Genomic DNA, 20657 nt, shown 5'->3' on the forward strand with positions numbered 1-20657 from the left:
CCCGCCCACCGCGCGCGCCGCCGCCTTGCGGCTGAACTCCTCCTCCAGCGCGCCCAGCGTGTCCGTCAGGTCCGGCTGCTCGCCGTGTACGGAGGGCAGGGTGGAGACGTGCCAGAACTCGCCGGTGCCGTTCTCCGGCACCAGATAGGCGTAGTGCAGCACGCCCGGCAGGCCCTCCTGGCCCACGCCCACGGCGGCCACGCAGTCCAGGCGCAGGAGCGCGAGGTCCGTCAGGTCGTCCTTGGTGAGCGGTTCGCTCTTGAGGTGCGTATGCACCAGCCGCAGGCCACGCAGGCGCACCTGGCCCGCGCGGGCACGGCCAATGTCGGGCAACTCGAGCTTGTGGGCGTTGCCCACCACCACGTGCTCGATTTCACCCTTGCGGTTGATGAGCACGCCCACCTGGCGGTTCGTCTCGTGGGACAGCTCGGTGAGGTGGCGGGCGAGCTCGGGCGACACGATTTCGTGTGGAGACACGCGCCGGCGGAAGGTGTTGCGCAGCCGGTGTTGCTCGTTCGCCTTGAGGCCCAGGGTGTTGCCGAAGATTTCCTTCAAACGCTTGCTCCTCTGACGAGGACCGGCCGTCCTCGTCCTTCCCGGCACTGTATACGGCGCCGCGTCCGGATGGCTGACACCGCCGTTGCCGGCCGGATTGCCGGAACCGTAGTGAACACACGGCCCTTGCGCGCTGTTTCCATTTCCGTCCTAGGCTGCCGTGCGTGAGTCACTCGGGACGTAACGCCCTGCGCGCCGCGAAGCGCGTGGTCGTGAAGATCGGCACCAACGCCCTCACCCATGCCACCGGCCGCTTCAACCGCGAGCACTTCGTGGCGCTGGGCAGGGATTTGCTGTGGGCGGCCCAGGGCCGCGAACTGGTGGTGGTGTCCAGCGGCGCCATCGCCCTGGGCGTGGAGCGACTGGGCCTGTCCGCTCGGCCAAGGGACATCCCAGGCAAGCAGGCGTGCGCCGCGGTGGGACAGAGCCGGCTCATGCAGGCCTACGAGGACGTCTTCGGGGGGCAGGGGCAGGTGGTGGCGCAGGTGCTCCTCACCCACGAGGACATGCGCGACAGGCGGCGCTACCTCAACGTGAAGCACACGCTGGAGCGCCTGCTGTCCGCCAGTGTGGTGCCCGTCATCAACGAGAACGACACCGTCTCCGTGGATGAGCTGAAGTTCGGCGACAACGACACGCTCGCGGGACTGGTCGCGGGCGTGGTGGAGGCCGATGCCCTCGTCCTCCTCTCCGACGTGGATGGCCTGCACACCGCCGACCCGCGACGGGACGCGGGGGCCCGCCTGCTGGAGACGGTGGAGGCGGTGACTCCCGAGGTCCTGGCACTCGCCGGAGGCACCTCCAGTGGCGTGGGCACGGGCGGCATGGCGACCAAGGTCCGCGCCGTCGCGAGCGCCGCGGAGCAGGGCATCCGGGGCGTCATCACCTCCGGCTCCGTGCCCGGCCGCCTGCGCGCCGTGCTGGAGGGCGAGCCCGTGGGCACCCTCTTCGAACCCACGGGAGCGCGCAGGGGTTCGCGTGCCGCGTGGATTGCCCATGCGCTGCGCCCGCTGGGCACACTCACCGTGGATGCCGGGGCACGCGAGGCCATCGTCCAGGGCAAGCGCAGCCTGCTGCCCAGCGGGGTGCGCGGCGTGGAGGGGGACTTCGACCGGGGCGACCCGGTGGATCTGGCGGACGAGTCGGGAGCGGTGTTCGCGCGGGGCCTCGCCTCGTACGACGCCCTGGAGCTGAGGCGCATCGCCGGACGGCGGACGTCCGACATCGAGTCGGTGCTGGGCTACCGCTACCTGGACGAAGCCGTGCACCGCGACGACCTGGCGGTGCTCTAGCGCTGCTGGACGGGAGGGACGCGGGTCAGATGGAGCAGGCGGAGGAGCCGTTGCCGCCATCCGTGCCCAGCTGCATCAGCGCGCGGAACTCCGGAGAGTCCACCTTCATCAGGAGCAGGGACACTTCCAGCTCCCCGGGCACGCGGCCGAGCTGCAGCTTGCGCTGCTGCCCGTGGAGGAGCGCGAGCTCGGAGTGGCCCTTGGCTTCTGGCAGGAGCAGGTCCAACTGGAGGAGGAACGATTCGCCGTCCGCGCGGGGCATCAGCACCAGTCGGTAGTCGGCGAGCGGAGCTCCGGGCCGGCGGCGCTCGGCGCGCAGCGTGCGACCCGTCTCTCCCAGGAGCTTGGGCTGGGCCACCAGTCGGCCTTCGCGCCAGACTTCCACGGCGAAGTAGAGAGGCTCGGCTCCAGCGGACGAAGGCATCACCCCACAGGCCAGCCCCAACAGCAGTGCCAGCCCGGCAACCACGTTACGGAAGGTGCGGTACATGGTGAGGTCCCTTCTGAAGCTGGCGCAGGAATATCCCAAGTCGCGCCCGTAGTGCGAGCCCTCCTTGGGAGGTCTTCGGGTTCCTACCCGAATGACAAATATCACACAGATGAATACCTGCTTGCCTGTTCAGTCAAGGCCAGCTAACTGCCTGCCCCCCTCGCCGACCGGGCCGCTGTTTCCCACTGTCACGTACCCCTTCCTTGACCCCCCGGGGTCCGCCCGGCATCGTCGCCGATCTTCCCGAATGGACCGCACCGAACGCATCCTCGACCTCGTAGCCCTCTTGCTCGACGCCCGCGAGCCCATCTCATGGGCGGAGCTGCGCGAGCACTTCCCCGCTGACTACGGAGGTTCGGACGACGCCGCCGAGCGCAAGTTCGAGCGCGACAAGGCGGAGCTGGTGGAACTGGGCTTTCCGCTCACCTACGTCCAGGGCGATGACGAGCGCCGCGATGGCTACATCGTGGACCGTGACGCCTACTACCTGCCGGAGGCGGACCTGACGAAGGAGGAGCTGGCCGTGCTCTACGCCGCCGGCTCCGCGGCGCTCGCGTCCGGCGTCTTCCCCGGCAGGGATGACCTGGCGCACGCGCTGCGCAAGATTGGCTTCTTCGCGGGCGAGTCGCTGCCCACGCCCAGGGTCCGCATGGAGCTGGGCGCCACCCAGGCGGGACAGGAGAAGGAGGTCTCCGCCCGCCTCGAGCAGCTCTGGGACGCCTGCGCCTCGCGCAAGTGGGTGGAGATGTCCTACGCCAGCCCCAAGCACCCGGGCACCACGCAGCGCAAGGTGGACCCCTACGGGCTCGCGTTGCGGCGGGGCGTCTGGACGCTCGTGGGCCACTGCCACCTGCGCGGCGGCCTGCGCACGTTCCATGTCCACCGCGTGCGCGAGCTGAAGGCGAACACCGCCCGTCCTCGCACGCCGGACTTCCAGGTGCCGGAGGACTTCTCGCTCGACAACCACGTGGCGTACTTCCCGTGGCAGCACCGCTTCCACGAGCCGCTGGAGGTCGTGCTGCGGCTGTCGGGTGCGCTGGCGTCGCGCGCCTCGGGCCTGTTCCCGGGCGCGGTGCTGGAGCCGGTGGCGGAGGGCGGTGTCACGCTCGCGCGGCTGAAGGTGAGCTTCCTGGATGGGCTCACGCGCTTCTGCCTCTCGCTGGGGGCGGACTGTGTCGTGGAGGGGCCGGAGAGTGCCCGGTCGCGGCTGCGGGAGATGGCCGCGCGCGTCGCCAACCGTCACGCGGACGCGCTGGAAGACAAGGTGAGCGCATGAGCAACGTCCACGAGCGGCTCCGCCGCCTGCTGTTCCTCGTCCCGTATGTGTCCAAGCACCCCGGCGTCACGGTGGAGGCGCTCGCGCGAGCCCTCAACATCAGCCGCGAGGACCTGCTGGAGGAGCTGGACCTGCTCACGTGCGTGGGCCGGCCACCCTTCAACCCGGACGACTACATCGACATCTACGTGGACAATGACCGCGTCTACGTGGACCTGGACCAGCGCCTGTTCGCGCCGCCCCGGCTGACCGCGGGAGAGGCCGCCGCGCTGGCCGCCTCGGCGGAGCTGTTGCGCCCGGCCTCCGGCGACGCGCTCCAGAGCGCCCTCCAGAAGCTGGAGCATGTGCTCCCACCCCAGGTGCGTGAGCGCTACCGGGAGATGTACCGGAAGATTGACGCCTCCACGGAGGCGCCCCAGGCGCTGGGGCCGCTCACCCGCGCCATTCTCGAAAGACGAGAAGTCACGTTCGGCTATGCCAGCCCGGGCCGGGCCGCCGAGCCGCGCCGGGTGCGTCCGTATGAGCTGCTCAGCCACCGGGGACAGTGGTATCTCCAGGGCTTCTGCCACACCCGGCAGGACGCTCGCCTGTTCCGGCTGGACCGGATGGAAGACCTCACCGTTACCGAAACGCCATTTCTCCCCCCGCCCGACGCCCGGGCGGACGTTCCCAACCCGGCCCGGAGCAGCTCCGAGGCGTCCGTGCGCGTGCGGTTCTCGCCCGTGGCGGCGCCCTATGTGAAGGAGCGCTTCGGCCAGGACGCTCGCCCGCTGGCCGATGGGGGCGTGGAAGTCCTCGTGGCCGGTGACAGCGAGCGCTGGCTCACGCAGTGGGTGCTGTCGTTTGGCGGCGAGGCGGAGGTGATGGAACCGGTCTCCGCGCGAGCGGCCGTTGCCCGAGCGGCGCGTGCCTCGATAGGATTGTAGGGCCCCCATGCCTTTCCAGCTGACGATCTCCGAGGGAAAAGACGCCGGCAAGGAGTTCGTCTTCGACCAGGACTCCGTGCTCATCGGTCGTACGTCCGAATGTGACGTCGTGCTGTACGACCCGGGCGTGTCCCGCAAACATTGCCGCCTGTTCCTCGACGGCGACGCCTACAGCGTCGAGGACCAGGGCAGCGCCAACGGCACCTTGCTCAACGGCACTGCGGTGCAGACGCAGGCCCTGGAGGACGGCGACAAGCTGACCCTGGGGCCGGTGACGTTCGTCTTCGCCCTGATGACGGATGAGCCCTCCACCGGCGAGGAGGAAGTGCCCGCCGGGGCGGAGGACGGCGCGAACAGCACCCGCATCGTCTCCGTGGACGCGCTGAAGCGTCAGCGCAACAAGGGCGTGGCCCTGGCTCCCGAGGGCGCGGACGAGGAGGCCCTGGAGGAGATGCGCCAGGGCGCCACGCGCAACAACCTGCGAGCGCTGCGGCCCGCGGGGCAGAGTGGCGCACGCGCGGCGCTGGCCGCGTCGTCGGAGCCCGCGGCCATCGAGAAGGCACCCTCGTCGGCCCCCGTGCCTCGCCGTCCTCCGGCGACCTCCTCCGCGCCCGTGCGCGCGCGGCCGTCCTCCAATGCCGGTGCGGGCAGCGGCCTGTCCGCCGCCGAGCGCGCCCGCATCCGCCGTGAGTCTCCGGGCCTGGTGGCGAGCGCGAAGCTGTTCTGGGCGGACGCGAGCAACATGGTGCGCGGCGGCCTGGTGGGCGGCGCTGTCACCGTGGTGCTGGGACTCTTCGGCCTGTTGTACTGGCTGGTGCTCAGCGGCGCGGACACGGGACCGGTGGGCGAGGAGCCCTCGGTGCTCACCCAGCAGCCCATCCGCGACTCGTTCGGCCTGGGGCCCGACGTGACGTGGGCCCGGGCGGACATGAAGATTTTCGAGTGGGAGTACACCGCCGCCACCAAGGCCGTGGTCATCCTCCACTACCAGTCGCAGGGCATCTCCAAGGACGAGGTGATGGTCAGCGTCAACGGCGTGGACGTGGGCAAGGTGCCCCCGGACACGCTGGCCAGCCAGGACCGCTCGCTGGAGCTGATGATTCCGTCCCAGCACCTGAAGAAGGGCGAGCCCAACCGCATCGTCTTCGACAACACCAAGAATCCGCCGGGCGAGGACCCCTGGCGTATCTGGAACGTGTGGGTCGAGCGCGCGCTGTTGCCGGACCTGCTGCCCGAGGAGCTGCTGCGTCAGGCCACCGAGTCCTACAAGCGCGGCCGGAAGAACAACGACACGCCGGACATTGGCGCCCGCAACCGCTACGAGGCGTGGAAGTCCTTCCGCGAGGCGTGGCTGATGCTGGAGGCCCACCCGGAGCCCAAGCCGGACCTCTACTACGAGGCCCAGGAGCGCATGAAGGTGGCGCAGCAGGAGCTGGACCGGACCTGCGCCAAGCTGCTGCTGGAGGTGGAGGGCTACTACAACCAGGGCAACTACAAGGCCGCTTCCGCCACCCTGGACCACGTGAAGCAGTACTTCCCGGAGTTTGACCAGCCGTGTGCCACCCGCGCCGAGAACAAGCGCGGAGAGTACGGGCTGTAGCCGCCCCCCAGCTTTCGCGAGCTTGCACCGTCCCGCACCGGACGGTGCATCACCCTGGAGGGCCGTTCAGGCGGCCCTTCGGGTTGCCGCTCCGTGGCGCCGTCCTCACCGTGAGGACCATGCGCGACCTGGAGGTGATGAGCGAGAGGACGGGAGTGTCGGGAGAGGCGCTTCCCGAGCCCGGCTGTGCCCAGAGCCCCCTGCCAGAGCGAGCGCCCGTCTGGAGCCCCGGTGTCTCCGGCCTGCTCCTGGCGCGCTACTACCTGCCGCGCGGCCACGCGGTGACTCGGGGCAACGCGTGCGTGCTCCTGCGCGACGGCGTGGAGGCGTATCCGGCGATGCTGGAGGCCATCCGGCGGGCCCGGCGCTACATCCGCCTGGAGACGTACATGTTCATCACCGACGCCGTCGGTGAGCTGTTCGGCACGGCGCTCGCGGAGGCCGCCGAGCGCGGCGTGCACGTGAAGGTGCTCTACGACGCGGTGGGCTCCTGGACGAGCCGGAAGGGCTACTTCGAGGAGCTGCGCCAGCGCGGCGTGGACATCCGCCCCTTCAAGCCCTTCAACCTGTCGCACGGCTGGCGACACCTGCTGCGCCGGGACCACCGCAAAATCCTCGTCGTGGACGGCGAGGTCGCCTTCACCGGCGGGGTGAACATCTCCGCGCACTGGGCCCCGGAAGGGGAGGGCGCCGGGTGGCGCGACGACGTGCTGCGAATCGAAGGCCCCGCGGTGCACGCCCTGGAGCGGCGCTTCCTGGCCACCTGGCGGATGATGTTCCAGAACCGCATCCACCGCTGGGCGTCCGGGCTGCAGCACCGCCTGCGCCGGCGTCGGGCCGCGTCCCCGCGAGGCGCCACGGGGCTGGCGGTGCTGTCCAGCCGGCGGAGCATCCACCGCGCCTATCTGCACGCCATCCAGCGCTCCCGGCGCAGCGTGCTCATCGCCGCGGCGTACTTCGTGCCGGACCGCAAGCTCGTCGCCGCCCTGCGCGACGCGGCCCGGCGGGGCGTGGAGGTGAGCCTGCTCCTCAACGCCCGCAGCGACCACCCCTTGCTGGAGTTCGTCACCCGGGCCTTCTACGAGAAGCTCCTGGGGGCGGGGGTGCGCATCTTCGAGTGGCAGCGCGGTGTGCTCCACGCGAAGACGGCCGTGGTGGACGGGGCCTGGGGCACCATCGGCTCCTTCAACCTGGAGCGGCTGAGCCTGGCCTTCAACCACGAGGTGAACGCCGTGTTCGCCGACCCCAAGCTGGGCCAGGAACTGGAGGACTCCTTCCGAGCGGACTGCGGTGATTGCCGCGAGGTGACGCTGGCGGAATTCCGCCGCCGGCCCCTCTGGCGCAAGCTGCTGGAGCGCGCCCTGTACAGCCTGCGCAAGGTGTTCTGAGGGACGCGGTCTTGTCCCCAGCCCGCCGCGCCGTTACGGACAGGGTGTCTCAGACGACATTCCCCAGGGGGACGCATGGTTCCGATGAGCGGGGCTGGACTCTTGCTGGGTCAACAGTCCATCGCCGGATGCGCGTGCAGGAACCCTTTGCAACGCGTCAAAGGCGATCCTAGAAGTCCCCACATCCTGCGCACGGAAGGGCACCGCACATGACCGACAGTTTCGGCACGAAGTCCAAGCTCCAGGTGGGCTCGGCCACCTATGACTACTTCAGCCTGAGCAAGCTGGCCAAGGCACATCCCTCGGTGGATCGCCTTCCCTTCTCGTTGAAGGTGCTGCTGGAGAACCTGCTGCGCAACGAGGATGGTCGCGTCGTCAAGCGTGAGCACGTCGAGAAGATGCTGGCGTGGGACCCCAAGGCCACCCCGGACGTGGAGATTTCCTTCCACCCCGCGCGCGTGCTCCTCCAGGACTTCACCGGCGTGCCCGCCGTGGTGGACATGGCGGCGATGCGCGAGGCCCTGGCCACCATGGGTGGCGACCCCGCCAAAATCAATCCGCGCAACCCCGCCGACCTGGTCATCGACCACTCGGTGCAGATCGACTCCTTCGCCACGACGGCGGCTTTCAAGGAGAACGCGGAGCTGGAGTTCGAGCGCAACCGCGAGCGCTACGCCTTCCTGCGCTGGGGACAGAGCGCGTTCAAGGGCTTTGGCGTCGTCCCGCCGGACATCGGCATCTGCCACCAGGTCAATCTGGAGTTCCTGGCGCAGGTGACGTTCCGTCAGGGCACCACGGTGTACCCGGACACGCTGGTGGGCACCGACAGCCACACGACGATGATCAACGGCCTGGGCGTGGTGGGCTGGGGCGTGGGCGGCATCGAGGCGGAGGCCGCGCTGCTCGGCCAGCCGATTACGATGCTCATCCCCCAGGTGGTGGGCTTCAAGCTCACCGGCGCGCTGCCCGCGGGCGCCACCGCGACGGACCTGGTGCTCACCGTCACGCAGATGCTTCGCAAGAAGGGCGTGGTCGGCAAGTTCGTGGAGTTCTTCGGCACCGGCCTCAAGGGCCTGTCCCTCCCGGACCGCGCCACCATCGCGAACATGGCGCCCGAGTACGGGGCGACCATCGGCTTCTTCCCCGTGGACGAGGAGAGCCTCAACTACCTGCGCTTCACCGGCCGTCCCGACGCCGTCGTCGCCCTCACGGAGTCCTACGCCAAGGAGCAGGGCCTGTGGCGCAAGGATGACGCGCCGGAGCCGCTCTTCACCGACACGCTGGAGCTGGACCTGGCCACGGTGGTCCCCAGCCTCGCGGGCCCCAAGCGTCCGCAGGACCGCGTCCCGCTGACGGACATGAAGTCCGGCTACGAGAAGTCGCTCGTGGAGATGCTCGCGGCCGGCAAGAGCAAGGGCGAGGACGACGAGGGTGGCGGCAAGGCCAAGGCCCCCGCGGCCCAGGTCCCTCCTGAGCGGCTGGCGCAGACCGTCACCGTGAAGCAGGGCCGGGAGAGCTACCAACTGGGCCACGGCGCGGTGGTGATTGCGTCGATTACGTCCTGCACCAACACGTCCAACCCGGCGGTGCTGGTGGGCGCGGGCCTGCTCGCGAAGAAGGCCGTGGAGAAGGGCCTCAACCCCAAGCCCTGGGTGAAGACGAGCCTGGCGCCTGGCAGCCGCGTCGTCACCGAGTACCTGCGTGACTCGGGCCTGTTGCCCTACCTGGAGGCCGTCGGCTTCCACGTGGTGGGCTACGGCTGCACCACGTGCATCGGCAACTCCGGTCCGCTGACGGAGCCCGTCGCCAACGCCGTCGTCGAGGGAGACCTCGTCGTCGCCGCGGTGCTCTCCGGCAACCGCAACTTCGAGGGCCGCATCAACCCGCACGTGCGCATGAACTACCTGGCCAGCCCTCCGCTGGTGGTGGCCTACGCGCTCGCCGGCGAGGTGGGGCTGGACATGGACAAGGAGCCGCTGGGCCTGGACCCCAATGGTCGCCCCGTGTTCCTCAAGGACATCTGGCCCACCAACGAGGAAATCAAGACGGTCATCCGCGCGTCGGTGAAGCCCGAGCAGTTCCGCAGCCAGTACGCCAACGCCATGGACGGCGACGCGCTCTGGCAGCAGCTGCCCGTGGGCAAGGGCTCCACGTTCCAGTGGGACATCAAGTCCACCTACGTGCGCAAGCCGCCCTTCTTCGAGAACCTCCCGAAGGAGCCCAAGGCCACGCAGGACATCAAGGGCGCGCGCGTGCTGGCGCTCCTGGGTGACTCCGTGACGACGGACCACATCTCGCCCGCTGGCAACATCGCCAAGACGAGCCCGGCCGCCAAGTACCTGATGGCGGAGGGCGTGGAGCCCAAGGACTTCAACTCCTACGGCGCGCGTCGCGGCAACCACGAGGTGATGGTGCGCGGCACCTTCGCCAACATCCGCCTGAAGAACCTGCTCGTGCCCGGCGTGGAGGGTGGCGTCACCGTGCACATCCCCACCCGCGAGCGGATGAGCATCTACGACGCCTCCATGAAGTACCAGGCGGACGGCACCGCGCTGGTGGTGCTGGCCGGCGCCGAGTACGGCACGGGCTCCAGCCGTGACTGGGCCGCCAAGGGCACGCAGCTTCTGGGCGTGAAGGCCGTCATCGCCAAGAGCTTCGAGCGCATCCACCGCTCCAACCTCGTGGGCATGGGCGTGTTGCCCCTGCAGTTCGAGGCGGGCCAGGACGCGCAGTCGCTCGGCCTCACCGGCCACGAGACGTTCGAAATCACGGGCATCGCGCAGGATTTGGCGCCGCAGAAGAAGCTCACCGTGAAGGCCACGGGTGAGGGCGGCACCAAGGAGTTCACCGCGGTGTGCCGCATCGACACGCCGAACGAGCTCGACTACTACCGGCACGGCGGCATCCTCCAGTACGTGCTGCGCCAGCTCGCGAAGGCGTAGTCCCGGAAGACAGAGACCGGCACCCGCTTTCCTCGGCGGGTGCGGGACTCGCACAGCGGCCCGGAGTGCCCATGTGGCGCTCCGGGCCGTCGTGTCTCAGATCTCCTTGAGCCGGGCCCAGGCGGCGCGGTAGCGGGCCAGCCGCTCCGTGTCCTTGGCCGTCACCGCGGTGAGCCGGCGCACGTCCATGTTGTCTTCCAGGTCCGCGAGCTTCACCCGCCGCGCCAGCGCGTCCGGACGCAGGCGCTCGATGAAGGCCTCGTACGTCTCGTGCTCCCGCCGCGTGAGGCCCTCCAGCGCGCGCAGCACTTGCTCCGGATATCCCTGCTCCCGCAGCCGCTCCAGCGTCCAGGGCGTGTCCTCCACCACGTCGTGAAGGATTGCGACGGTGCGCTCCTCCTCCGTCTCCAGCCGCATCATCAGCCGCAGCGGGTGCAGGATGTAGGGCTGGCCCGCCTTGTCCCGCTGGCCGCGGTGCGCCTCCACGGCGAGGGCAATCGCGTCTTCGAGGGTGGGCATTCCAGGTGTCCTTCGTGAGGCGCGGCGTCGAGGTCGGCGGAAGTCAGGGCCGCGTCAGTTGTGGTTGCCGGAGCCCGTTCCCGTGGTGCCCTGGGACGTGTTGGCGCCGCCTCCGCCGTTGTAGCTGAGCAGTCCCTCGAGCGCGAGGGTGGTGGGGCTCTGCGTCCCGTCGCTGCGGCGGGGGCGCAGCGTCTTGGAGATGCACACCGCGCCAACGACGACCACCTGGTCATTGTCGCGCCGCCAGTTGGGGGCGACGGGGTCGAACTCGTCCTCGTTGTCGCGGATGTAGAGGTACACGTCGTCCTCGCCGTCACCGTCCACGTCGGCGAAGAGGGCGCGCTTCGCGGTGCGCAGCGCGGTGGAGAACGGGTCCGCGGGCGTCGGGTTGAACGTGGAGCGCACCGGGTCGTGGATGGTCGGCGCGGCCAGGTAGGTGTTCCAGTTCGAGTAGTTGCGCCCGTAGTAGCTGCGCGCGAGCTGGAGACCGCTCTCCGCGCAGCTCTGCCGCTGGCCGGTGCGGCTGCTGGCGACGGCGCGCACGCGCTCACCGCCCGCGTACACCATGAGGCTGGCGACCAGGCCCAGCAGCACGGTGACGAGCATGACCACGACAATCAACGTGGCGCCGCGAGCGGCGCGGTGGAAGGGCTTGCGCGACTTGGGGCTCATGGCGCTCACAGGTTGGCGGCCGCCAGGTTGGGCAGCTCCAGACGGCGGGTGTAGAGGCTGCGGTAGAAGCCATCCGCGGCGACGGCGGCCGGCGGCACGTGGTTCTCCGTGGTGATGGGCTTGTCGTCCGCCAGCACCGCGGTGCTCTGCGTGTTGCGGCGCGGGTTGCGGCCGGTGGCCACCACGCTGACGCGCACCGTGCGCAGGCCCGGCTCGAAGCCGGAGCCCAGCCCGTGCCGCCACGTGTACTGGGACGGATCCTCCTGGCCCGAGGCGTCGAAGCCGAAGGCCACCTGCAGGTCCTCCACGTTCTCCTGCACGACGAAGGGCGGAGTCGCCGCCGGCTCCGAGAAGGGCCTGCCCAGCGCATCCGCCACCAGCGTGCCTTCCGTGCGCAAGAGCGACGGCCGGCCCGACGTGGGGTGGGGGCCGATGAAGAAGTGCACCAGCCGCACCGGATAGACGAGGTCCCCGCTCTGGTAGCCGCCCTTCTCCGGCGCGTTGGAGAAGCCCACCGTCCCCGCCTCGGCGTAGTTCACCTGGCCCGGCACGCCTGGAGACGGCGGGGTGACGACGATGTTGGAGATGAGCGCGGCGCTCGTCATGTTGCTGACCAGGTGGAGCGAGGTCGGCTTGAGGCTCTGCGTGCACGTCACCTGGAGCGCGCCCGTGCCGGGGCGCACCACGGAGACCGCGGCGCCGGGCGTGACGCAGGGCTCGCCCAGGTAGTCGCGGTCCGGCACCACCAGCCACAAGTCGTCGCTGCCGTTGGCGGTGGGCGTGTTGGGAGTGGTGCCCAGGCCGGTGGTGCCGTCGCGGCCGAAGATGGCGCTGACACGCACGGGCACACCGGCCTGCCGCACCCAGATGCCGCCGGGCGCGCCCGCTCCGGCCTGGCGCACCATGCTCATGATGGCCTCGCCGGCGAACCGGGAGGCGTCATGGCTGTCGGCCGTGTGCTCCGTGTTGTGGACGATGCGGCTGCCCGCCATCATCAGCGCCGCCGCGGCCGCGATGATGATGGCCGTGAGGGCCAGGGCGACCATCGTCTCCAGCAGGGTCATTCCTCGCCGGGCTCTCATTGGACGAACACCTCGTTGTGGAACTGGGCGCGCTCCGCGGTGTCGCCCTTGCGCACGACGCGGGTCCACACCGTCACGGGCCGCGAGCCCGCGGGAAGGAGCGCGGAGGCCGCGGTGGGCACGTCGAGCGGCAGGCCGGTCGTCACGAGAATCTCCCGGCAATACGTGCCGTCCGGCAGCGAGGCGTCGTTGCACGCCGTGTTGGCGGGGATGCCCGCGAGCGGCTCCACCTGGCCGGTGGCGGACAGCTTGAAGTACGCCCCGGAGCTGGGGTCACCGGCCACGGGCACGCTCGGGTCCGCCCGCCACGGCGCGGTGCCGGGAGCAATCTTGGTGGGGGCCAGCGTGGGACGCGCTACCGCCTGCGCGAGCAGCGGGCCCTTGGCGGCCAGCCACAGCCGCTGCGTGCTCGCCTCGAGCAGGTGTCGCTTCACCTGGAGCAACTGCCCGTCGTGCACGTCGCGCGAGGCGAACACCATCCCGCCCACCGCGCCGGTGGCGGCGAGCGCCAACACCATCATCGCGATGAGCACCTCGATGAGACTGGAGCCCCGAGGGGCGCGAGGATGTGAGTTCATTCGAAGAACCTCTGGCTCCAGTTGAGCAGCCGGAAGATGAAGCCACCCTGGCCATTGACGCGCAGTTCCTCGTTCGGGCTGGAGGGGCCCTTGGCGCCGGAGTTGTCGATGCGCGTGTTGGTGATGCGGCTGACCTCCAGCCCCACCACGTAGTCCTGCGACGAGGCGCCGTTCTCGCGGTGGTACACCGTCACGCCTCCGAAGTTGGCCAGGTTCAGGCCGGACAGGTTCGTGGCCGCGGCGCTGGCCGAGGTGGCGGTGTTGCCCAAATCCAGCTTCCAGGTGTTGCCGGACATCATCCCGTCGAGCGCCATCAGGTCGCCCAGCTTCCCGTTGGCCGTGCTGAAGTACGCGGTGCGTCCCGCCACGGTGATGTTGCCGTAGATGTGTCGGGGACCCGCGAAGGACAGGGGGAAGGGGGCGGGCTCCTGGAGCACGCCCTGGTTCTCGGCCAGGGTGTGCGCGCTCGAGGCCGTAATCGGGGCGTTGTTCAGCTTGAAGCCGTCCACCCCCATGGGCAGCCGCCGCTTGCGGTCCAGCATCGCCAGGTGCACCTGGCCCGCGGCACCTGGCTGCACCCAGTCCACGCCGCCCGTGCCCACCATGGCGATGAGCTCACCCTCGTAGCCCTTCAGGGCGGTGCCGGTGGTGATGTCCTGCGGCAGCCGCGCCAGCGCCACGTTGGTGGTGATGGGCCGGCGCTCGGTGTCGGTGGAGTCGGTGTCCAGCGCGGAGTACTTGCACGGCGACGTCTCCGAGCACGAGGGGCCCAGGCGCAGCACGTTGGAGTTCTGCCCGGTGGCGCCGTCCAGCTCCCACAGCCGTCCCTCCATGTCGCCCACGTACAGGCGCGAGGCGCCGCCTGTGTCCGTCAGCACGGTGGGCGCGGTGGGCGAGGTGTTGTCCACCCAGCTCTGCGTGTAGTCCTGCTCCCACTGCCACAGCTTCTGGCCGGTGGCGGCGTCGATGGCGAAGACCTCCATGCCGAACGCGGGCGCGCCGGAGGCGCCCGAGCTGCTGGAGGCGACGAACACTGCATAGACGGGCTCCAGGCCCTGGCGCACCACGCCCACGGACAGACCGCGCGTGCCGCCCAGGCCCCCATAGTTGTAGAGGCCGGAGGGCTCACGGCCTGGGTCCGCCTGGGGCGCCATGAGGAAGCGCGCGTCCTTCTCCTTCCACTTCACCGCCCACTGCGTGCCGCCCGTGTCGCGGTCCGCCAGCTCCACCGGCGCGAACGCCGGGACGGCGCCCGTCTGCGCGTGGCTGCCCACCAGGTGCCACAGCAGCACCGGGCGCAGCGGGTTGGTGATGTCCATGGCGAACAAGTCCCGGCCCGGGTTGCCCACGTTGGCCACCAGCACCGTGTGCCACTCGCGCTTGCCGCTGCCCACGAAGTCCGCGAAGACGTCCATCACCACCGGCGCGCTGTTGACGCGCGCGTTGTTGCTGCGCAGCCACGGAATCTGCGTGGCCGGCAGGAAGCTCCACAGCTCCGTGCCCCGAGCCGGCGTCGCGCCGCCGAGGAAGCTCTGGCTCCAGTTCTTCGGGAAGGCGGAGGCCGCGGGGCTGACGTTCGGGAAGGACAGCGTCTCCGCCGGGCCGTCGTAGCCAGCGCCGCCCGACACGTAGAAGGCGTGGAGCTGGCCGTCCAGGCCCGCCGCGTACGCCACGGTGGGGCGGGGCGCGCCCTGGTCCGGGATGTTCGCGCTGGCCTTCACCACCGCGGGCGCGGAGTGGACGAAGCCGCCCAGATGCGCGCGGTTGTCCGCCTCGTCGTTGTTGCACTGGCTGTCGGAGGGCTCGAGGATGGGCGTGCCCGACGCGTCGTGCCCCGAGCTGGTGGCGATGCAGAAGCCGCGCACGCGCTGGATCAGCTGCGCCACCGCGTCGAAGTCAGCGGCGTGCTTCGCCTTGTTGACGGCCTCCGTGCTCTGCCCGAAGTCGGTGCCCGGCAGCTGCGGGGAGTACTGCACCGCCTGCTGCAAGTCGCACACGCCATCGCCCGTCGGGGTGGTGATGAAGTCGAAGCGCGACGTGCCGTCGGGGTTCTGGGCCTCGCCCAGCTTCAGCACGTCCACGCAGCCCGAGTTGGGGGCGGTGCCGTAGTTGGCGTTGATGTCGGTGCCGTCCACGTTCTGCGGCTTCCAGCCCACCTGGAGCACCCCGCGCGGAGCGCGCAGGCCGGCGCCCAGCGAGGGATTGGTCCGCACCTGTCCACCGAAGTAGGTGAAGAGGTTGCGCTCGCCGGGGCGGGGCAGCGCGGTGTCCGCGTCCCACAGGGTGGAGGAGTCCAGGTTGCTCTCGCCCGTGGCGAGCGCGTCGCCGCCGATGAGCGAGTGGGCGCGCAGGTGGCCCGGGAAGTACGGGAACACCCACTGCGAGCCCTGGGCGTGCACGTACGTGTCCACGCCGGGCGGGTAACCCGACACCGCGTCGTAGGTGGCCGCGAACACGAGGGCGCGAGACCCGTCGGAGTCGCTGCCGTTGGTGTCGTCGAAGGCGACGGGCGCGGAGAGGGCGCGCTCGCTGCTCAGGGGCTCGGAGCCCAGGTTGAGCAGCGTGTTGAGCACGATGCGCGTGCCGGGGACGCTCGACTTGAAGTCGTGGCCCGCGAGATAGACGATGGTCGCCTTCTTCGGGTCATTGTCCTTCTGGTTGAAGCTGAAGAAGTCGTGCCCGCGCCGGTTGTCCTCCGCGACCTGGGCGGCGTTGTCGAAGACGTGCTCGTCCTTGTGGCCGTACCAGCTCACCGCCAGACGGCGCACCCCGTCCTTGTAAGTCACGCGGTAGTTCTCCGTGTGGCCCACCACGCTGTTGAAGCGGAAGTCTCCCATCTGGGAGAACGGGTCTCCGGCGTTGGGGTAGAGGATGCATTCCTGCCGGTTGGCCAGCGGCTGGGCCATGTAGTCCGGGTCCGTGCAGTTGCGCCCGTCCCAGTCATCGCCATCGCTGAGCTTGTTGTACTGGAAGTTGCTCGCCCCCTGGAACCGGGAGCTGAGCACCGGCGTGTTGTCCGGGCGCCTCGTCGTCTCGTAGGACCAGATGCTCGCGCACTCGGCGAACAGGCCGTTGCCGCGCTGGTTGGTGAAGTGCGCGATGTTGTTGAGGGCGTTCTCGCGCTGCGTCGTCGCGCCGTCGCCGTTGGCCACGTACTCATTGCGGGCTTCGTTTCCGATTTCCCAGTGGGGCGCCCAGAACACCTTGTAGCGAGGCTTCTGGGTGACGGGGTCCACCGCGTTGAGCAGCCCCTTGGTGAAGGTGGCCGTGGAGATGAGGTCCACGTTGGCGTGGAGCGCGTCGTAGATGAGGCCGGGCTTCTTGTTGTTGAGCGTGCAGCCCGACGTCGTCCCCTCGGGGCAACCACCGGCTCCCGGGAAGTCCAGGCCCGCGTTGCGCAGGTAGTCGTCCAACATGCCGCCCTTCACCAGGGGGTCTCCGTTGCTGTTCTTTCCGTCGGACAAGTCCAGCAGGGCGATTCTGGGCGGGACGCGGTTGATGCGGCGGGCCACTGGCGCGGTGAACTCGATGGTGGCCTGGTGCATGCGCACGTGGTGGCAGCCGCTGTTGTTCTTGAAGGTGGCGCAGTCGTTCGCGCACGCGGTGCGGAACTTCTCCGGGGACAGGTCGCCGGTGCCGTCGCGGATGAAGTCGATGACGTACTTGGCATCCGCCGCGTCGATGATGAAGGCGCCGCCCATGTACCGCACCGTGCTGAAGCGCGGGCCGGTGACGGTGTTGTTCAGCGTCGCGGCGGTGAAGAACGGGCGGGCGTTGGCGGCCGTGGTGGTGAAGTTCTCGATGGCGCCGTACGGATAGATGCCGGTGGCGGGGAGCGCGCTGCCGTAGTTCACCGGCACCACGGGCTGCTCCGCGGTGTTGGTGATGGTGAAGTCGCAGCCGTCGTTCCACCGCGTGTCGTTGACGGGCGCCGGCGGTGTGTGGCGGTTGGTGGGCACGCACCGGTTGGGCGACGCCTTCAAATCATTGATGGCCAGATACACCGTCACCGGGTGGCTGGCGTTGGCGCCTCCTGGCTGGTTCGACTGGAGGATGCGCCACACCAGTCCGTACGCGGACAGCGAGCCGCAGCCCCGCTGGAAGGTGGCCTGCTCGGGAATGATGAGCGCGCCGCGACTGAAGGTGACGAGGTCCGTCGCCGAGGCGGGCAGTGCCACCAGCAAGGACATGGCGACGAGCGCGCGCCACAGCGTGGAAGAAGGGGGCCGAGGAGTCATGGGGTGCTCCCACCGGGGGTGAACCGACCCAATCCGGGTCAGCTTCGCCACCTCTCTGCACGCCATATGCCCGGGTGCGCCGCGCGCTCGCCCCGAGGACCGCCTCGAAAAATTGCCAGTGCGCCTGTACGCCTGGGAGGTGTGCGGCTATGCAAAGTTTGCGAGTCCGCAATCGTTTGCGTAGCAGCGCCTTCAGGGGTGCGGGGCTGGTTTCACCAGTCCGACTTGCCCCGCAGCGTCTTCTTCTCCGACGTGCGCTTCTTGCCTTCCAGGCGTCGGCGCTTGGCGCCCGCGGTGGGGCGCGTGGCCCTGCGGACCTTGGGCACGAAGGTGAGGGCGCGCAGGCCCTCTCGGAGTCGGTCCAACGCGACGCCCTTGTTCTGGGTCTGGCTGCGGCGCTCGGTGGCGGTGACGGAGAGCTCCGTGGCGCCGTGGGTGAGGCGCACGCCGCTGGCGGTGGTGTTGCGGTGCTGGCCGCCCGGACCGGAGGCGATGAAGTAGTCCACCTCGCACGCCTTCAGCAGGGCCTCGTCATCGAGCGCCAGGGCGTCCAGCGCGGCTTGTCGGCGTATCGGTGAGGTGGTCATGGCGTCTCTCAAAGTAGCCCTCGACGCCCGTGCCGTGCACCGACTGACTGCTCCCGCCCGGCGCGTACGCGGGCCCTCGGAGGCTCCTTGGTTTCCATCCTCCCGAGGATGCTCTCCTCTTGAGAGGGTGATTGTATCAAATTGACATGGTTAGTGGGCGTTCCCGAGGCGTTCTCAAGTAATTCCAGTGGGTTGGGGCGTGGCCCGGCTGTTGCTCTATGGGTGGCCAGACGCGGTAAGCACAGGAGAAACGAACATGGCCATCAAGACCTGGCAGCTGGATACGACGCACACGACGGTGGGTTTCATGGTTCGCCACATGGTGGTGGCGAAGGTGCACGGCCGCTTCACGCGGTTCGAGGGCAAGGTGGAGGTGAATGGGGATGACCTGGCGCAGGGCTCGGCCGAGGTGAAGATTGACGTGTCGAGCATCGACACGGGCGTGGAGCAGCGTGACAACCACCTGCGCTCGCCGGACTTCTTCGACGCGGCGGCCTTCCCCAAGCTCATCTTCCGCAGCAAGCGCGTGCAGGACGCGGGCAAGGGCCACTACCGCGTGGTGGGTGACCTGACGATTCGGGACGTCACGCGCGAAGTGGTGCTGGAGACGGAGCTGCTCGGGAAGGTGAAGGACCCGTGGGGCAACGAGCGACTGGCCTTCCAGGCGAGCACCAGCATCGACCGCAAGGACTTCGGCCTCTCATGGAACCAGGCGCTGGAGGCAGGCGGGCTGCTGGTGGGTGAGCGTGTGGATATCACCCTGGACGTGCAGGCGGTGGCGGTGGCGGCGGAGAAGGCGGCGTGAAGAAGCCGACGGCGGGACGCCCGCTCACCCGAAGGTCCGTGGCGGGCGGGTTGGTGGTCGGTGCTTCGGGCCTCGTGGGTGGCGGGCTCCTGTCGCGCCCCGCAACGCGGGGTGGGGTTGATGCATCTGAGTTGCAGTTTGAAAGGAAAGGGAGGCAGGCGATGATCTTCGTTCGAAATGCAGAGGAAAGAGGCCATGCCAACCACGGCTGGTTGGACACGCACCACACGTTCTCCTTCGCGGACTACTACGACCCGGACTTCATGGGGTACAGGACGCTGAGGGTCATCAACGAGGACACGGTGGCGCCCAACCGCGGGTTCGGGATGCACCCGCACCGGGACATGGAGATCATCACCTACGTGCTGGGCGGTCAGGTGGAGCACCGCGACAGCATGGGGACCGAGGCGGTCATCAAGCCCGGCGAGGTGCAGCGGATGAGCGCGGGGACAGGCGTGGTGCACAGCGAGATGAACAACTTCTCGGAGCCGCTGCACATGCTGCAGATCTGGGTCGTCCCGAGCGAGAAGGGCCTGAAGCCGGGTTACGAGCAGAAGGCGTTCGACGTGAAGGAGCGCCAGGGCCGCTTCCGGGTGGTGGCGTCGCCGGATGGGCGGGAGGGCTCGCTGACGGTGCACCAGGACCTGGTGCTGCACGGCACGCTGCTGGGCGCGGGTGAGAAGGCGGAGTACGCGCTCGCGCCGGGACGGCACGCGTGGCTGCAGGTGGCGCGGGGCTCGGGCACCCTCAACGGGGTGAAGGTGAAGGCGGGCGACGGGGTGGCGGTGTCGGCCGAGGACAAGCTGGTGCTCACCGCCGAGGCGCCGGTGGAGGCCCTGCTGTTCGACATGGCCTGAGCGTACGAATCGGGGCCGGGTGGCGAGGGCTGAGAGGCCCCCTGCTCCCCGGCCCTCGTGCGTTTCGAGGGGCGGGCGTGTCGTCCCGACTAGCGGATGTTGAGCGTGAGGCCCGTCTTGGCCTGGCGTCCGTCCTCGCTGGTGGCGATGACGGTGATGGGCACGGGGAGTCGCGTGAGGCTGCTCTGCGTGTAGATGAGGAAGTTGACGGTGGTCTGGTCCGCGGCGACGACCACGGGCTGGGCGGAGATTCTCCGGGTGGGCGACTCGACGGTGAGCGTCACCGGACCGGCGAACGGGGCAATCCGGTTCACCGTGACTCCGACGAACTCGTTCGCGCCCGCGAGCACGGTGATCTGCCGGGGCTCCAGGGTGATGGAGAAGTCTGGCTGCGCCACGGTCGGCGGAAGGACGACGACGTAGAACGTGGCGCCCGACGCGAAGTCCTTCACGCTGTCCGTCGCCAGCAGCAGCATCCGCTGGGTGCCGGTGACCTGGATGTCCTGGGCCACGGCGACGGTGACGGGCGTGGTGATGGTCGTCTCGCCCTCGGGGAGCACGACCTCGGGCGTGAGGGTGATGCCGTCGGGTTGGGACTCCAGATTCACCCGGAGCTCTCCGGGCTGGTCTCCCACGCGGTCCAGCGTCAGGTCGAACTGCGCGGACTCACCTGGCATGAGGCTGACCGCTTCAGGCGCGGTGATTTGGACCCGGTAGTAAGGCGAGTTGCTGTTGCAGGAGGCGGCGAACAGGCAGCCGAGGATGAAGAGGCTTCGGCGGATGACGGGCATCATGGTCGTGGGTCTCCCGGGGTCATCGCAGCATGAAACCCCCGTCTCCGTCGGGCAAG

Annotated in this window: 16 protein-coding genes and 1 pseudogene; 8 read left to right on the forward strand and 9 right to left on the reverse strand. The window is 69.4% G+C overall.

Features of this window, described 5'->3' with window-relative positions; genetic code table 11:
• Positions 1-555, reverse strand: a pseudogene (locus HR086_RS22385) (GTPase HflX); the annotation flags it as partial.
• Between the two features lie 164 nt (positions 556-719).
• Here HR086_RS22385 and proB point away from each other — a divergent pair.
• Entirely contained in the window at positions 720-1847 is a 1128-nt protein-coding gene (proB, locus tag HR086_RS22390) for a glutamate 5-kinase (RefSeq protein WP_371745663.1), read from the forward strand.
• Between the two features lie 25 nt (positions 1848-1872).
• Here proB and HR086_RS22395 read toward each other — a convergent pair whose 3' ends face one another.
• The gene (locus HR086_RS22395; protein WP_141642701.1) at positions 1873-2337 is read right to left on the reverse strand and encodes a hypothetical protein; all 465 of its coding nucleotides are present in this window, start codon (positions 2335-2337) and stop codon (positions 1873-1875) included.
• 247 nt (positions 2338-2584) lie between these two features.
• On the opposite strand from HR086_RS22395, the gene HR086_RS22400 reads away from it, so the two are divergent.
• The 5 genes from HR086_RS22400 (at position 2585) to acnA (ending at position 10469) form a co-directional block, all read left to right on the forward strand.
• Positions 2585-3613: a YafY family protein gene (locus tag HR086_RS22400; protein WP_174454759.1), complete on the forward strand. Its 1029-nt coding sequence runs from the start codon at positions 2585-2587 to the stop codon at positions 3611-3613.
• Entirely contained in the window at positions 3610-4539 is a 930-nt protein-coding gene (locus HR086_RS22405) for a WYL domain-containing protein (RefSeq protein ID WP_174462931.1), read from the forward strand. The genes HR086_RS22400 and HR086_RS22405 overlap by 4 nt, the downstream gene beginning before the upstream one ends.
• 7 nt (positions 4540-4546) lie before the next feature.
• On the forward strand, positions 4547-6139 hold the full coding sequence (locus HR086_RS22410) for an FHA domain-containing protein (RefSeq protein ID WP_141642698.1): 1593 nt from the start codon (positions 4547-4549) through the stop codon (positions 6137-6139).
• A 137-nt stretch (positions 6140-6276) separates the two neighbouring features.
• Positions 6277-7527: a phosphatidylserine/phosphatidylglycerophosphate/cardiolipin synthase family protein gene (locus HR086_RS22415; RefSeq protein WP_246137169.1), complete on the forward strand. Its 1251-nt coding sequence runs from the start codon at positions 6277-6279 to the stop codon at positions 7525-7527.
• 209 nt (positions 7528-7736) lie between these two features.
• A complete protein-coding gene (gene acnA, locus HR086_RS22420) occupies positions 7737-10469 on the forward strand; it encodes an aconitate hydratase AcnA (protein ID WP_174466607.1) in 2733 nt (910 codons plus the stop codon).
• Positions 10470-10565: 96 nt separating this feature from the next.
• Here the strand turns inward: acnA and HR086_RS22425 are convergent, their stop codons facing one another.
• From HR086_RS22425 to HR086_RS22450, 6 genes are all read right to left on the reverse strand, one after another.
• A complete protein-coding gene (locus HR086_RS22425; RefSeq protein ID WP_174466608.1) occupies positions 10566-10988 on the reverse strand; it encodes an HD domain-containing protein in 423 nt (140 codons plus the stop codon).
• Positions 10989-11042: 54 nt separating this feature from the next.
• Positions 11043-11660, reverse strand: a complete 618-nt coding sequence (locus HR086_RS22430) for a hypothetical protein (RefSeq protein ID WP_174454761.1) — start codon at positions 11658-11660, stop codon at positions 11043-11045.
• 5 nt (positions 11661-11665) lie between these two features.
• Positions 11666-12724: a PilW family protein gene (locus HR086_RS22435; RefSeq protein WP_254623901.1), complete on the reverse strand. Its 1059-nt coding sequence runs from the start codon at positions 12722-12724 to the stop codon at positions 11666-11668.
• Positions 12725-12738: 14 nt separating this feature from the next.
• Positions 12739-13320 (reverse strand): type II secretion system protein J, encoded by a 582-nt coding sequence (locus tag HR086_RS22440; RefSeq protein ID WP_174454763.1) that lies wholly within the window; start codon positions 13318-13320, stop codon positions 12739-12741.
• Complete coding sequence (locus tag HR086_RS22445; RefSeq protein WP_174466610.1) at positions 13317-17558, reverse strand: hypothetical protein; 4242 nt, start codon at positions 17556-17558, stop codon at positions 13317-13319. The genes HR086_RS22440 and HR086_RS22445 overlap by 4 nt, the downstream gene beginning before the upstream one ends.
• 212 nt (positions 17559-17770) lie before the next feature.
• Positions 17771-18145: a peptide chain release factor-like protein gene (locus HR086_RS22450; protein ID WP_141642691.1), complete on the reverse strand. Its 375-nt coding sequence runs from the start codon at positions 18143-18145 to the stop codon at positions 17771-17773.
• A gap of 256 nt (positions 18146-18401) precedes the next feature.
• Here HR086_RS22450 and HR086_RS22455 point away from each other — a divergent pair, with 256 nt between their 5' ends.
• Together HR086_RS22455 and HR086_RS22460 are read left to right on the forward strand one after the other, a co-directional pair.
• Positions 18402-18950: a YceI family protein gene (locus tag HR086_RS22455; RefSeq protein ID WP_141642690.1), complete on the forward strand. Its 549-nt coding sequence runs from the start codon at positions 18402-18404 to the stop codon at positions 18948-18950.
• Between the two features lie 161 nt (positions 18951-19111).
• Complete coding sequence (locus tag HR086_RS22460) at positions 19112-19807, forward strand: pirin family protein (protein ID WP_174454765.1); 696 nt, start codon at positions 19112-19114, stop codon at positions 19805-19807.
• A gap of 89 nt (positions 19808-19896) precedes the next feature.
• Here HR086_RS22460 and HR086_RS22465 read toward each other — a convergent pair whose 3' ends face one another.
• Positions 19897-20601: a hypothetical protein gene (locus HR086_RS22465; protein WP_174466611.1), complete on the reverse strand. Its 705-nt coding sequence runs from the start codon at positions 20599-20601 to the stop codon at positions 19897-19899.
• Positions 20602-20657: the final 56 nt, after the last annotated feature.

The sequence above is a fragment of the Myxococcus sp. CA039A genome (assembly GCF_013336645.1).
In the GTDB taxonomy this organism is placed as follows: Bacteria; Myxococcota; Myxococcia; order Myxococcales; family Myxococcaceae; genus Myxococcus; species Myxococcus llanfairpwllgwyngyllgogerychwyrndrobwllllantysiliogogogochensis.